The organism is Rhizobium sp. ZK1 (assembly GCF_047782645.1).
Classification (GTDB): Bacteria; Pseudomonadota; Alphaproteobacteria; order Rhizobiales; family Rhizobiaceae; genus Rhizobium.
In genome coordinates this window covers 2071250-2083918 of record NZ_CP180586.1, presented here as the reverse complement: position 1 = coordinate 2083918, position 12669 = coordinate 2071250, and the positions used below count along the sequence as shown (strand labels likewise).

Annotated in this window: 11 protein-coding genes; 8 read left to right on the top strand and 3 right to left on the bottom strand. The window is 62.3% G+C overall.

Annotated features, from left to right (window positions below; all coding sequences use genetic code 11):
• Positions 1–48: 48 nt before the first annotated feature.
• Positions 49–2646, bottom strand: a complete 2598-nt coding sequence (locus ACK9YZ_RS10655) for an autotransporter outer membrane beta-barrel domain-containing protein (protein ID WP_416066561.1) — start codon at positions 2644–2646, stop codon at positions 49–51.
• A 35-nt stretch (positions 2647–2681) separates the two neighbouring features.
• On the opposite strand from ACK9YZ_RS10655, the gene ACK9YZ_RS10650 reads away from it, so the two are divergent.
• From ACK9YZ_RS10650 to arsA, 4 genes are all read left to right on the top strand, one after another.
• The gene (locus tag ACK9YZ_RS10650; RefSeq protein ID WP_416066560.1) at positions 2682–2891 is read left to right on the top strand and encodes a hypothetical protein; all 210 of its coding nucleotides are present in this window, start codon (positions 2682–2684) and stop codon (positions 2889–2891) included.
• 168 nt (positions 2892–3059) lie between these two features.
• Positions 3060–3302 carry an AbrB/MazE/SpoVT family DNA-binding domain-containing protein gene (locus ACK9YZ_RS10645; protein WP_416066559.1) on the top strand — a complete coding sequence of 81 codons (243 nt, stop codon included), beginning with the start codon at positions 3060–3062 and terminating at the stop codon, positions 3300–3302.
• 51 nt (positions 3303–3353) lie between these two features.
• Positions 3354–3884: an AAA family ATPase gene (locus tag ACK9YZ_RS10640; RefSeq protein ID WP_416066558.1), complete on the top strand. Its 531-nt coding sequence runs from the start codon at positions 3354–3356 to the stop codon at positions 3882–3884.
• 335 nt (positions 3885–4219) lie between these two features.
• Positions 4220–5986: an arsenical pump-driving ATPase gene (gene arsA, locus ACK9YZ_RS10635; protein WP_416066557.1), complete on the top strand. Its 1767-nt coding sequence runs from the start codon at positions 4220–4222 to the stop codon at positions 5984–5986.
• Between the two features lie 104 nt (positions 5987–6090).
• Here arsA and ACK9YZ_RS10630 read toward each other — a convergent pair whose 3' ends face one another.
• Positions 6091–7257 carry an MFS transporter gene (locus tag ACK9YZ_RS10630; RefSeq protein ID WP_416066556.1) on the bottom strand — a complete coding sequence of 389 codons (1167 nt, stop codon included), beginning with the start codon at positions 7255–7257 and terminating at the stop codon, positions 6091–6093.
• Positions 7258–7455: 198 nt separating this feature from the next.
• Between ACK9YZ_RS10630 and ACK9YZ_RS10625 the strand changes: the two genes are divergently transcribed.
• Entirely contained in the window at positions 7456–8694 is a 1239-nt protein-coding gene (locus ACK9YZ_RS10625; protein ID WP_416066555.1) for an alpha-D-ribose 1-methylphosphonate 5-triphosphate diphosphatase, read from the top strand.
• 169 nt (positions 8695–8863) lie between these two features.
• Here the strand turns inward: ACK9YZ_RS10625 and ACK9YZ_RS10620 are convergent, their stop codons facing one another.
• On the bottom strand, positions 8864–9757 hold the full coding sequence (locus ACK9YZ_RS10620) for a LysR family transcriptional regulator (protein WP_416066554.1): 894 nt from the start codon (positions 9755–9757) through the stop codon (positions 8864–8866).
• A gap of 130 nt (positions 9758–9887) precedes the next feature.
• On the opposite strand from ACK9YZ_RS10620, the gene ACK9YZ_RS10615 reads away from it, so the two are divergent.
• The 3 genes from ACK9YZ_RS10615 to ACK9YZ_RS10605 are packed head-to-tail and all read left to right on the top strand — an operon-like array spanning position 9888 to position 12651.
• Positions 9888–11075: an MFS transporter gene (locus tag ACK9YZ_RS10615; protein ID WP_416066553.1), complete on the top strand. Its 1188-nt coding sequence runs from the start codon at positions 9888–9890 to the stop codon at positions 11073–11075.
• Complete coding sequence (locus ACK9YZ_RS10610) at positions 11072–11539, top strand: cyclophilin-like fold protein (protein ID WP_416066552.1); 468 nt, start codon at positions 11072–11074, stop codon at positions 11537–11539. The genes ACK9YZ_RS10615 and ACK9YZ_RS10610 overlap by 4 nt, the downstream gene beginning before the upstream one ends.
• Positions 11540–11571: 32 nt before the next feature.
• Complete coding sequence (locus ACK9YZ_RS10605) at positions 11572–12651, top strand: alpha/beta hydrolase (RefSeq protein WP_416066551.1); 1080 nt, start codon at positions 11572–11574, stop codon at positions 12649–12651.
• Positions 12652–12669 lie beyond the last annotated feature (18 nt).

Sequence of the window (12669 nt, the reverse complement as noted above, 5' to 3'; positions counted from 1 at the left end):
ACGCTTTGAGGCGACGGGGCGTGCTGCGACACGTCCACGCTTCCGTACTTACCACTTCACGCGTAGGCCAGCGGTTCCGCTGATGGCGTAACTGTCGCCGAAATCCTTCAACGAGGATTTTGCGGCGACTTCGCCATAGAGCGAGTAGCGTTCCTCGTTCCAGGTGTAGGAGCCGCCTAGCGTCAGGCCGGCCCAGACGGGGTCGTTCCTGGTTTCGAAACCGGTGCTGGAGACATCGACCGCCACGCCATCCAGGAACTCGCCGTAGAGATTGGCGATGCCATAGACCTTCGCCAGTGCCGTCTGGCCGTCAGCCCGCTGGACGCTTTCCTCGCGATCGAGCGCCACGCCGAGCCGGCCGATCAGGCTGTCGCCGTCATCGAGCGAGACCCGCGCGCCGAAGCGGTCGTTGAACGTGTCGAAGTCGACGGAGGAATAGACGAGCTGGGCCTGCGGCGTGATCGACCATGGCCCGGAGGCTGCAAAGCGCTTGCCGGCCTCGAAGCTCAGCGCATAACCGAAGCCGTTGTTGCCGCTCTCCATGGCGCCGTCGACGAGATCGGATTTGAGGTCGGTGTCATACCAGGTGACCTGGCTCTGCGCGTCGACATAGAGGCCGTTGTCGCCATACCATGTGAGGGTCGCGCCGAGTCCGAAACCGGTCGTGTCGATATCGCCATTGCCGTAGAGGGAGTCGATATTGCCGGAGACCGTGCCGTAATGGACGGTCAGGCCGCCGATCAGCCGGCCGCCCTTGTCCTGATAGAGCTCGCCATCCAGACCGCCCTCCAGCCTGAACAGGTTGTAATCGTAGCTGTCGAGGGTCGTGCTTTTGTCCGGCTCGATGCTTGCATGCATGCCCTCGGTGCGCAGCCAGACATTGTCGAGCCCCTTGGCCGCTGCGGTGGCGGCGTCCTCCTGCCAGTAGCGGTCGCCGAGGCGCTGCTGCAACGTCGGCAATCCGTTCAGGGCGAGCAACAGTTGCGGATAGGCTTCGTAGAGCGGAACCCCCGGCTGATAGATGGGGCCGATCACCGCCCCGAAGGGATCGATGAGCGTCGAGCGCAGATACCAGTCGCCGTCGCTCGGGGTCGAGATGCCGTTCTGGTAGAGCCGATAGGCGTAGGCGCCGCCGATGACGGCCTGATCCCCCTGAAACACATAGTCGCCGAGCAGCGAGAAGCTGCCGGCCGAGCTGCCGCCGACATCGACGATCTTGATGCCCTCGACGGTCTGCGCCCCGCCACCGCCGAGATTGGTGACGCGAACATCGGTCGTGCCTGCGGTATTGCCGGTGACGACGAGACGGTCGGTCGGTGAGGCGTCGCCGCCGAACACGGTCTCGATATCGAGCGTGCCGCCATTGCCGGTAAAGTTGCCCGCGATCGTCAGCGTGCCGATCGAATTGCCGGGGGCGACGGTGCCGGAACTCGTCACGTCGCCTGATATCGTGCCGCTGCCGCCGAGCGTGCCGAAATTGGTGATGTCGCCGATGACGCTCGAAGCGGCGCTGTGGTCGCCGATCAGCAGCGTGCCGTCATAGATCGTCCAGTTGGTCGTTGCCGTGCCGACGCCCGTTAGCAGCCAGGTGCTGGTGCCGGTTTTCTCGAACGTGTCGAAATTCTGGTATTGCGCGGCAGCGCCGATCGACGAGACATCGAAGCTGTCGCTGCCTGTGCCGCCGAGCCGGAGCGTATCCGTCAGCGTGGCGCTGCCGATGACATTGCCGATGATCTTGGAGCCTTGGTGAAGTTCCAGGGTCATATTGGATACGGCGTTGCTCATGTGGATGGCGTCGGCGCCGCCGGCTTGAATGGTTCCGCTGTTGACGATCAGGGCGTTCGGGAGCTGGACACCGATCGCCGGGGAGTTGCTGCCGCCCGCGATCAAGCCGTTATTTTCGAGAAGTGTGGCGCCGATCACAATATGCACGCCTTCGCCTGTCGTGGTGACACCATTGCCGCCGCGGATCGTGCCGTTATTGATCAGGGAGGCCGGGTTCGCCGCTGTCGCAAACCCGCCTAGATTGACTCCCACGCCGCCGGCACCTGCGACGCTGCTTCCTCCCTGGATCAGCCCATAATTGGTGATGGCGAGCGCTCGGGTCGCCGCGATTCCGTGGCCGCCGGTGGCCGCGCCCGTACTGGCTCCGCCGGTCACCGTCCCGTAGTTGGTGAATGAGCCCGGTCCGGCGAATTGGATGCCTGCGCTCGTGCTGCTGCCTCCGTTGAGGCCGCCGGTGATCGAGCCATTGTTGATCAATGAAGAAGGGGTGATGACGTTATTGAAGAAAAATCCCTGTTTACCGGCGACACCGACCAGCGTGCCGGAAAAGGTCACTGTCTTGCCGTTGGTCGTCGATGTCGTGAGGCTGGACAAGGTGAAGCCGTTGGTATTGATGCTGATCGGCTTCGTGATAGCGGGCAGGGTGGTGATCGGTCCCGTGATGTCGCCAGTCAGCGTGATCGTCGCGCTGGCATCGCCGTCGGCATTGGCGGCCGTGACCTCGTTAAAGAAGTCGGTAGCGTCGCCGGCCGTGTAATCACCTGCCGACGCGGGGAAGGAGAGACAGCATTGCAGGGCCAGCGCCGCGAGACTTGCGCCCGCAAAGAGTTTTGCGTTCCTGTCGACGACGCTGCCGCTCATGTCTGCCCCTTTAAATAGATAGGATAAAACGCCGCATGGAATCAGGAAATCACAATGAAGGGTTGCTTTTCTGCGTTCCCGTACCGTACTCGCTGAATTTGACAAATAGCAATGTTTGGCGGGTTGGAAGTGAGAGTATGCTGATCGTTACCCTGGAGCTGGTTTATGAAATTTATAAAAATCAATATTTTAAACTCTTATCCATTCCGGCCGGCAATCGCCTGATAGCATCAGGCGGGTATTGAGAGCGCCGCGTTCAGGAAGGCGAAAATATCCATCATAGCGAGAATAAGACAATCAGGCGTATCGGTTGTCATTGATAATCATCCTCCGCTTCACGCGGATGAGCCGAACTTTGAACCGAAGGCAAAAAGTAATATCTGATTGTGAGGCGGTATTACGGGATTGCGATCGTGAGCACGTCGGTGACGGCAAAAGTGCAGGCGACGATCCCGAAAGCGGTTCGCGAGTTCCTGGGGATCACGCCTGGAAGCAGGGTCGACTTTCACAGGGCGGCAGATGGCAGCGTGATGCTGACGCGCGCCCACAGGGAAAAGCCGGCGGGCCGCTTCGAGCAGCTTCGCGGACATGCCGGGAAGGGCATCACCACGGATGCGATCATGGCGCTCACCCGCGGTGATGGGCCGTCAAGTTGATATCTCCAGCTTGATGATTGAAAAGCGTGCGGTTCATCGAACGAGAGCGAAATGGGCATCAGGAACTATCTGATCGAAGGCGTTTCCGGGACCGGCAAGACGTCGGTCGCCACCGAACTGCAGCGGCGCGGTTACCACGTCGTCCATGGCGACCGTGAACTGGCTTATCAGGGCGACCCCCGGACGGGCGAGGCGCTTGTCAGCTCTCAGCATGGCCAGAATAGTCTGGATATAAATTTTCGGCACAGGCACCACATTTGGCATCTCGACAAGGTCAAATCGCTCGTGGCGGATAAGAGCCACCCGATCTCCTTCTTCTGCGGCGGCTCGCGGAATTTCCATCGCTTCATCGATCTGTTCGACGGGGTCTTCGTTCTCGACGTCGATCCGGAGACGCTGAAGAGGCGGCTTGCCGGCAGGGCTGAAGACGAGTTCGGCGGAAAACCGGACGAACAAGACCTGGTCTTACGGGTGCATGCAACGAAAGAAGACACTCCCACGGATGCGACGAGCATTGACGCCACCCGGCCGCTCGCCTCCGTCGTCGACGATATCCTGTCGAAATGCGGAGCGGCCGGCTGAGGGGAGGCGGGCCGGGATATGGTTCGATCGCGGTGGCAGAGCTTTGCTGCTTTCGGCCCGAAGCGGACATAGAAGGTTCGATCACTGAAAGACTGCTTCGCGCCTCCATGTCGGTCGGAAACGTCGTCATCGCGCAGGCCAGAGAGCGGACATAGCTCCGTGGGGGCGCCGCGTCGCCGGTGCCCCATCAGCGGTCAAGCATGTTGCGAACGCGCTCGCATTCCCTCGCGTACGGAATGCTGCGCAGAAAAGCTACGCCTCATTCGATATTGATTGAGGTCGATCAAGGATGGCTCGGTCTCGATCATCTAAGCCTTTGTGAAAGTGAGATCGTCATGGCCGTTACGCAGCAGATGTTGACCAACCCGACGCGCTACCTGTTCTTCACGGGGAAGGGCGGGGTCGGCAAGACGTCCCTAAGCTGTGGAAGCGCGATCACGCTTTGCGACGGCGGAAAGCAGGTGCTGCTGGTCAGCACTGACCCCGCATCCAATCTGGACGAAATGCTGGCGACGCTGCTCCGGGATACCCCCACCCCAGTTCCATCCGTACCCGGCCTCTACGCCATGAACATCAATCCGGAAGCGGCCGCCGAAGACTATCGCGAACGTGTATTGGCACAGATGGCAGCCAACGCTTCCGAGAGCGAACGAAACACGGTTCGGGAACAGCTTTCCGGAGCCTGCACGACAGAGATTGCGGCGTTCGATGCCTTTGTCGGACTCCTTGCAGACGACATGTCGCCGTTCGACCATATCATTTTCGACACCGCACCCACGGGTCACACATTGCGGCTTCTCAGTCTTCCAAAGGCATGGACCGGTTTTCTTGAGGGTAATGACAGGGGCGCATCGTGCCTGGGTCCGCACTCGGGCCTGAAGATGCAGGAGGGGCGGTTCCAGAAGGCGCTTGCATGCCTGGGAGATGAGAAGCGCACACGGATCGTCCTGGTCGTCCGTCCGGACTCGAGTGCTCTTCGCGAGGCTTCACGCACGTCGGGCGAACTGGCGGCCCTCGGGCTAAAGAACCAACTGCTCGCGATCAATGGGCGGTTTCGTGCGACTAAGCGCGACGATCCGATTGCAGTCGGGATTGAGCGATCACAGGAAGCCGCGCTCTCGACGATGCCGGTTGAACTGTCCCGGCTGCCGAGCGACGAGTTTCCGATGCTTCCCTTCGACATGGTGGGTCTTGATGCACTTCGGGCCTTGTTCGCACCTCAGTCGCAGGCGTCGACCGTCCAGGAACCAGTGGCAGCCGCCCATACCACCCTGCCGTCGCTTGCGAAATTGATTGACGAGATCGCCGGTGGCCGCAAGGGCCTGGTGATGGTGATGGGAAAGGGCGGCGTCGGAAAGACGACGGTCGCTGCTGCCCTTGCCGTCGGCCTGGTCGAACGCGGCCATGCCGTGCATTTGACGACTACTGATCCGGCGGCTCACCTGTCGTTTGTCGTCGAGGGAAATATGCGCGGTCTGACGGTCGACAGGATTGATCCCGCCGCCGAAACCAAACGCTACATCGAGAAGATCATGTCGTCGCGCGGACGCGATCTCGACGAGGACGACAAGGCGCTTCTCCGGGAAGACCTCGAATCTCCCTGCACGGAGGAAGTCGCTGTCTTCCACGCCTTCTCACGGATTGTGGCAGAGGCCCGCGACGCCTTTGTGGTCATCGACACCGCTCCGACGGGGCACACGCTTCTCCTGCTGGATGCGACGGGCGCTTATCATCGCCAGATGACGCGACAGATGGAGACGGTCGGCCCTGGCCGGATCGTCACGCCACTGATGCGCCTTCAGGACCCGGAATATACGCGCGTCATCCTCGTTTCCCTTCCCGAAACGACGCCGGTCTCCGAAGCCGCGATGCTGCAGGAAGACCTGCGGCGAGCAAAGATCGAGCCTTACGGTTGGGTGGTCAACAGGACCATGGCGGCGAGTGGCACGCATGACCCGCTTCTGCAGTCGCGTTTTGCGGGAGAACGGGTGCAGATCGACCGGATCACACGCAAATTGGCGAAACGAGCCTATATTCTGCCGTTCCAGGCTGTTCCCCCGGTTGGCATCGACGCTTTGAAACGGCTGTCCGGGCGGGAGTGAGACGACGAGCGCAAAGCTCGAATTCGGACTGTCCCCTCACGGCCCCAAATCGGCCATTTCTCCAAACAAAGCCTATATCCGCTTCTGGCCTCTGGCAGGCTGCTTCAATCGAAGCTTCGCAGCGGCACCAGCGACAGCAGCGCGACGGTCGAGATCACGGCGCCGGTGATCGCCAGCGGCCAGAGGCCGACGGAGATGTAGGGGGCGACGGCGGTCGTTCCGAGTGCCGCTATGCCGAGGATCGCTGCGATGACGATGGCAGCGGCCCGCGAATGATCGCCGCGGGCAGCCGATATGGCCTGATGAAAGCCGATCGGTCCGCGGATGCCGAAGCCGAAATTCAAGATCGCCCAGAGCGGGACGAGAGCGTAAAGGCTGCTTGCGCCTGTGAGCGTGTAGGCGAGGATTGCCAGAAAGGCGCAGGGCATGATCGCCGTACCCACGCGGATCGTCCTTAGGGTGCCGAATTTTGCCGCCAGCCACGCGGAAGAATTCGCGGCCAGAATGAAGTTGGCGATGCCGCAGACCTGCAGGATGACGAAATCCCCGATGCCCTTGTCGAGCGGACCGGTCAGGACGGCGGGCAGGCCAAAGACGAAAACCAGGAGCGCGCCGAGCGACAGAGCCTGGCTCGACGCGTAGCTCAGAAATTCCAGATTCTTCAGAATGGCGAGGTAGCTGTGATGATCTTCCTTTTCCTGCCGGCGTGGGAAATGGGCGCGCTGCCAGAAAACGGCTGCCGATATCAGCGCCGAAAGCACCGCCAACAGCACGAATGAAATCTCCCAGCCTCCGAATTCCAAGAGCCAGGCTCCGGCAATCGGGGCCAGCGCCGGCGCCAGGGACTCGACGGAACCGAGCCGTCCCATGGCGGCGGCCGCCTTGTCGTGCGGATAGAGGCCGTGGATGAAACCGGGCGCAAAGACGGCGGGACCGGAGCCGAATGCGCCTTGAGCGAAGCGCAGGGCAATCAGCCATTCGATCGAAGGAGATTCCGCTGATGCGAGCGAGGCAATCCCGAACAGGGCAAGCGACCAGATCAGCAGCTTGCGCGGATCGAACCGCGCGCCCAGTTCGCCGAAGGTGAGCAGCCCGACCAACGTGCCGAACGCGTAAGCCGCCAGCACGAGCTGGGCGACCTCGATGCTTCCTCCGAGCTGGCCCGGAAGGCTCGGGACGGCCGGCAGCACCAGATCGGTCCCGGCAATACCGAGAACGGTTCCGCTGGCGATCAGGATGAACAGGAGTGAGGTTTTCGGGCGTGTGGTCATCGGCTCTTGGTAGCAGAGCCCGATCCCGCGACCAATTGCGTCCCGTTGATGTCTGCTATTCAAATGTTTGATCTTTTTGAGGTGTTTTATGAACGACGTTGGCAAATCTGTCATATACGCTGGCTAGAAGCTGCTGATGGCGCGCACCTTGTCGGGTGACTCGACTGCCGCGCCTTCTTTTTTCCTGGAATGAGACCCATGCAGAACAATCCGGCAGTCATCATCGAGGGCGCCACCGTTGTATTCGGCGATCGTCTGGAGCGCGCCTCCGTGCGTATGGAAGACGGCCGGATCACTGATATCGACGGTCAGCGCGACGGGGCGGAGGTTGTTGACGGGCGCGGCCATCTGCTCGGCCCCGCTTTCGTGGATATTCATGGCGATGCCTTCGAGCGGCAGGTCATGCCGCGGCCGGGCACCATGCTGCCGGTCGCTGCCGCGCTGCTCGAAACCGACCGCCAGCTTGCCGCCAACGGCATCGCGACGGCCTATCATGCGCTGACGCTGAGCTGGGAGCCCGGGCTGCGCTCGGTCGAAACCGGTTACGCCATCGTGCGGGCGCTCGATGCGCTCACGCCCCGGCTGACGGTGGACAATCGCGTGCAGTTGCGCTGGGAGACCTTCTGCTTCGAGGCGGTCGACCTCATTCGCGAGGCGCTTGCCGGTCCGCGCCTGCCGTCGATTGCCTTCAACGACCACACGTCGATGGCGATGTTGCATCCCTCGACGCCGCCGCAGGAGCGGCCCTTCGACCTCGATCCGGCTTTCCCTGTCGTCGATCCCGAAACGCCTGCCTTCGCCGAGAAGATGACGGAACGCGCCAAGCGGGCGAAAATTCCGGTGGCGGACATGGTGGCGCTGGTGCGCAGCATGTGGGCGCGCCGTCCGCAGGTGCCCGATGCGATCGAAGAGGTGGCAGCGCTCGGAAAGGCCGCGGGCGCGCCGATGCTCTCGCATGACGACAGCCAGATCGAAACGCGCGATTTCTTCCGCCAGCGCGGCGCGCGGATCTGCGAATTCCCGATGAACTGGCGGGTGGCGCGGGCTGCCCGCGATGCCGGCGACTTCATCGTCTTCGGCGCACCGAACGCCACGCGCGGCGGCAGCCATCTCGCCTCGATCGGTGCGGCCGACATGATCCGCGAAGGGCTCTGCGACATCCTCGCCTCCGACTATTATTACCCGGCGATGCTGCTCGGTCTTGCAAGGCTGAAGGCCGATGACGTGGCGCCGCTGCATGCGCTCTGGCCGCTCGTGTCAGGCAATCCGGCCCGCGCCTCGGGTCTTGCCGATCGCGGCGTGATCGAAATCGGCAAGCGGGCGGATCTCGTGCTGGTCGATTGGCCTGAAGGTGCCGCACCTGCCGTCCGCCGCACCTGGGTCGGCGGCCGGGAAGCCTATCGCGCCGCACCCGCCGGCGCGCTGGCAATGGCCTGATAGGGGCGACGCCGGAAGCTGTCCGATCCATTCCTGCGCGCTATATCGCAGATATGGATACACTCTATGTCCTGCTCATCTTCGCCGCGGCCATAACGATCATCTATCTGGTGACGACAAGGATGCAGAAGAGGGATGATGCCGCCGGCGGTGGGGCGACTCCGCAGGATCAACTGCGATGCCGCAGCGCGTCGACGACAACAGCCATCGCCGGAGACATCTGGCGCCGGCTGGGGTAGTAGAGGTGGTAACCGGCGAAGGGTTCGCTCCAGTCGTCGAGGGCCGGCTGCAGCCGCCCCTCGGCGATGTGTTCCTCGACAAGATCCTCCGGGAGATAGGCTATCCCGTATCCCTGGACGGCCGCGTCGATCTGGGAAATCGAGGAGTTGAAGCTGAGCTGTCCGTCCACCCTGACCCGCAGCTCCCGCCCGTCCTTTTCGAATTCCCAGGCATAGAACCCGCCCCATGTCACCTGGCGCATGTTGATGCAGACATGCCCAACCAGATCCTGCGGCGTCTGGGGAATGCCGTGCTTCGAGAAGTAACCCGGCGAGGCGACGGCACGCAGACGCCAATCCGGGCCGATCCGCACCGCGATCATGTCCTTGTCGACGCTCTCGCCCAGCCGTACCCCGGCATCGAAGCGCTCCTCGACGATATTGCGCATGCCGTTGTCGCTGTAGAGTTCCACGCGGATGTCCGGATAGTCGGACAGGACGGGGCTCAGCTTCGGCCATACCGTCGTCCGCAGGGCGTGGTCGGATAGTGTCAGGCGCACGGTGCCGGACGGTTTGTCGCGGAATGCGACCAGATCTGCCAGATCCGCCTCGATCTCCTGAAAGCGCGGTGCAAGGGATTGAAACAGGCGTTCGCCTGCCTCCGTCGTCGAGACACTGCGCGTGGTTCTTGTCAGAAGCCGCACACCGAGCCGGGCCTCCAATTGCTTGATCGTGTAGCTCAGGGTCGACTGGGAGGTGCCGAGCGTCGCGGCCGCCTTGGTGAAGCTTTGCTCCTTCGCCACCTCCAGGAACCAGAGCAGATCCTTCATGTCTTCGCGCTGCATTGTCAGCACCTCTATTGATATTGAATTTAGATAAGTCCATGCGGATTAGCATGGATTGTCCGAAAAGTCCCCTAGCAATATCTTCCGTCGCAACAAGCAGAAACCGAAGCACCGATCGGGATTGACGCCCATGGCCCTGACCTACGACGATGATATCGACGGCAGCCGCGCGGCGTGGGGCGCCGTCTTCTCCATGACCCTGTGCGTCTTCGCGCTGATCGCCTCGGAGTTCATGCCCGTGAGCCTGCTGACGCCGATCGCCGCCGATCTCGGCGTTTCCGAAGGACATACGGGGCAGGCAATTTCGATCTCGGGCATATCAGCTGTTGTGACCAGCCTGTTCATCACCACGCTCACACGCCGGCTGGATCGGCGTGTGGTCGTGCTCGGCCTGACCATGCTTCTGATGGTTTCGGGCCTCGCAGTCACCCTTGCGCCTTCCTATCCCATCCTGATGCTTGGGCGCGCGCTGCTCGGCATCTCCATCGGCGGATTCTGGTCGATGTCGACAGCGATCGTGATGCGTCTGGTCTCTCGCGATGAGGTGCCGAAGGCGCTGGCGCTGCTGAATGCGGGAAACGCGATCGCAGCCACCGTCTCGGCTCCGCTCGGAAGCCTGCTCGGCGCCTATATCGGGTGGCGCGGCGCCTTCTTCCTCGTCGTTCCCGTGGGACTGCTCGCATTCCTCTGGCAGTGGATCAGCCTGCCTGCGCTTCCATCGCGGAACCGCCTGAAATCCCAGAACGTTTTCCGGCTGCTGGGGCGTCCGCCGGTCGCCATGGGCATGGCCGCGATCCTGCTGCTCTTCATGGGACAGTTCGCGCTCTTCACCTATATCAGGCCGTTCCTGGAGCAGGTGACCCATGTCGGCATCGGCACGCTTTCCTTCGTCCTTCTTGTCATGGGGCTCGCCGGGGCAGTGGGGACCTGGTTCATCGGCCGGCTGCTGGAGCATCGCCTGTTCAGCATTCTGATCGCGATCCCGTTCCTCATGGCCTGCCTTGCTCTCTCCATGGTCGCATTGGGGGACATGGAAGGTCCGGTCTTTTCGGCTCTCGTCGGCTGGGGCTTTCTCGGCACGGCCGCGCCCGTCGGCTGGGGTACCTGGCTCAGCCGTGTTCTTGCCGATGAGGCCGAGGCAGGCGGCGGACTTCAGGTCGCCGTGATCCAGCTCGCCATCACGGCGGGAGCCGCGCTCGGCGGACTGCTTTTCGATGCTCTCGGCTGGTGGTCCACCTTCACGCTCAGCGCCACGCTTCTCTGCGGCTCCTCACTGGCAGCCTTTGCGGCATGGCGTGTGACGCGGAGACCGTCATGAGCGCGGGGCTTCCGGATGCATGCAGACGTCGCCTGCTGACGGCGGCGGTGGCTGCCTTCATGCTCCCCGGTCGCGGCTTCGGCCAGGGCGGCCCCAACGATCAGGAGAAGACCGACATGCGGATCAAGCTGACATTTGCCGGACACATGATGACGGCGACACTCTACGACAATCCATCGGCCCGCGACTTTGCGTCAATGCTGCCGCTCGATATCGAGATCGACGACTACGGGTCCAACGAGAAGATTGCCTACCTGCCTCGCAAACTCACCGTCGAAGGCCACGGCCCGTTCAGCAACGAGCGGGCTTACGACCTCTGTTACTACATGCCCTGGGGCAACCTCGCGATGTTTTATTCCGGCTACAAGCACCCGGGGCTCGTGCGCCTCGGACGCTTCGACGAAGGCTACGAGGCGCTTCATGTTCCCGGGCAATTTCCGCTGCGCATCGAACGCATCCAGTGAATCACAACGTCAATGACACAGGAGATCCTGCCATGAGCAAGCAAATCGATACCGCCGAGACCTTCACCCCCACCAGACGGAGCCTGATGAAGGCGACAGGCGCCGCCGTGGCGGCAATCAGCATGCTGCCGGCTGCGGCCGCAACCCCGGCGCTGGCGCAGACCGCCACCTGGGACAAGACCTTCCCCAGGAGCGACAAGGTCGATCACCAAACGGTATCGTTCAAGAACCGCTATGGCATCACCTTGATTGGCGACCTCTACCTGCCGAAAAACCGCGGCGGCGAGCCATTGGCGGCTCTCGTCGTCAGCGGCCCCTTCGGCGCCGTGAAGGAGCAGTCTGCGGGCCTCTATGCGCAGACGATGGCGGAGCGCGGCTTCGCGACACTGGCCTTCGATCCGTCCTATACGGGCGAAAGCGGCGGTGAGCCGCGCAATATCGCTTCGCCTGACATCAACACGGAAGACTTCAGTGCGGCTGTGGATTTCATCGGTCTGCGGCCCGAAGTCGACCGCGAGCGGATCGGTGGCATCGGCATCTGCGGCTGGGGCGGCATGGCGCTGAATGCGGTCGCCGTCGACAAGCGCGTCAAGGCGGTCGTCGCCAGCACCATGTACGATATGACCCGCGTCATGTCCAAGGGCTACAACGACAGCGTGACGCCCGAGCAGCGCGCGCAGACGCTCGAAAAACTGAGCCGCCAGCGCTGGACGGATGCGGAAAACGGAAGCCCCGCCTACCAGCCGCCCTATAATGAACTCAAGGGTGGCGAAGCGCAGTTCCTGGTCGATTATCACGACTATTACATGACGCCGCGCGGCTACCATAAGCGCGCGGTCAACTCCGGCAACGCATGGTCGCAGACGACACCGCTGTCTTTCATGAACATGCCGATCCTGACCTACATCGCCGAGATCTCGCCGCGTCCGGTCCTGTTCATCCACGGCGAAAAAGCCCATTCGCGCTACTTCAGCGAAACCGCCTTCGCCGCCGCGGCGGAGCCGAAGGAACTGATGATCATTCCCGGCGCCAGCCATGTCGATCTCTACGACCGCGTGGACATCATTCCGTTCGATCGGATCGCAGAGTTCTTCGGTCAGCATCTGGCCTAGTCGACGTGGCCTATCGCC

Excerpts from the sequence above, each read along its gene's own strand:
- ACK9YZ_RS10655 (WP_416066561.1), bottom strand. The coding sequence starts at position 2,646 with ATGAGCGGCAGCGTCGTCGACAGGAACGCAAAACTCTTTGCGGGCGCA.
- ACK9YZ_RS10650 (WP_416066560.1), top strand. The coding sequence starts at position 2,682 with ATGGAATCAGGAAATCACAATGAAGGGTTGCTTTTCTGCGTTCCCGTA.
- ACK9YZ_RS10640 (WP_416066558.1), top strand. The coding sequence starts at position 3,354 with ATGGGCATCAGGAACTATCTGATCGAAGGCGTTTCCGGGACCGGCAAG.
- arsA (WP_416066557.1), top strand. The coding sequence starts at position 4,220 with ATGGCCGTTACGCAGCAGATGTTGACCAACCCGACGCGCTACCTGTTC.
- ACK9YZ_RS10630 (WP_416066556.1), bottom strand. The coding sequence starts at position 7,257 with ATGACCACACGCCCGAAAACCTCACTCCTGTTCATCCTGATCGCCAGC.
- ACK9YZ_RS10625 (WP_416066555.1), top strand. The coding sequence starts at position 7,456 with ATGCAGAACAATCCGGCAGTCATCATCGAGGGCGCCACCGTTGTATTC.
- ACK9YZ_RS10620 (WP_416066554.1), bottom strand. The coding sequence starts at position 9,757 with ATGCAGCGCGAAGACATGAAGGATCTGCTCTGGTTCCTGGAGGTGGCG.
- ACK9YZ_RS10615 (WP_416066553.1), top strand. The coding sequence starts at position 9,888 with ATGGCCCTGACCTACGACGATGATATCGACGGCAGCCGCGCGGCGTGG.
- ACK9YZ_RS10610 (WP_416066552.1), top strand. The coding sequence starts at position 11,072 with ATGAGCGCGGGGCTTCCGGATGCATGCAGACGTCGCCTGCTGACGGCG.
- ACK9YZ_RS10605 (WP_416066551.1), top strand. The coding sequence starts at position 11,572 with ATGAGCAAGCAAATCGATACCGCCGAGACCTTCACCCCCACCAGACGG.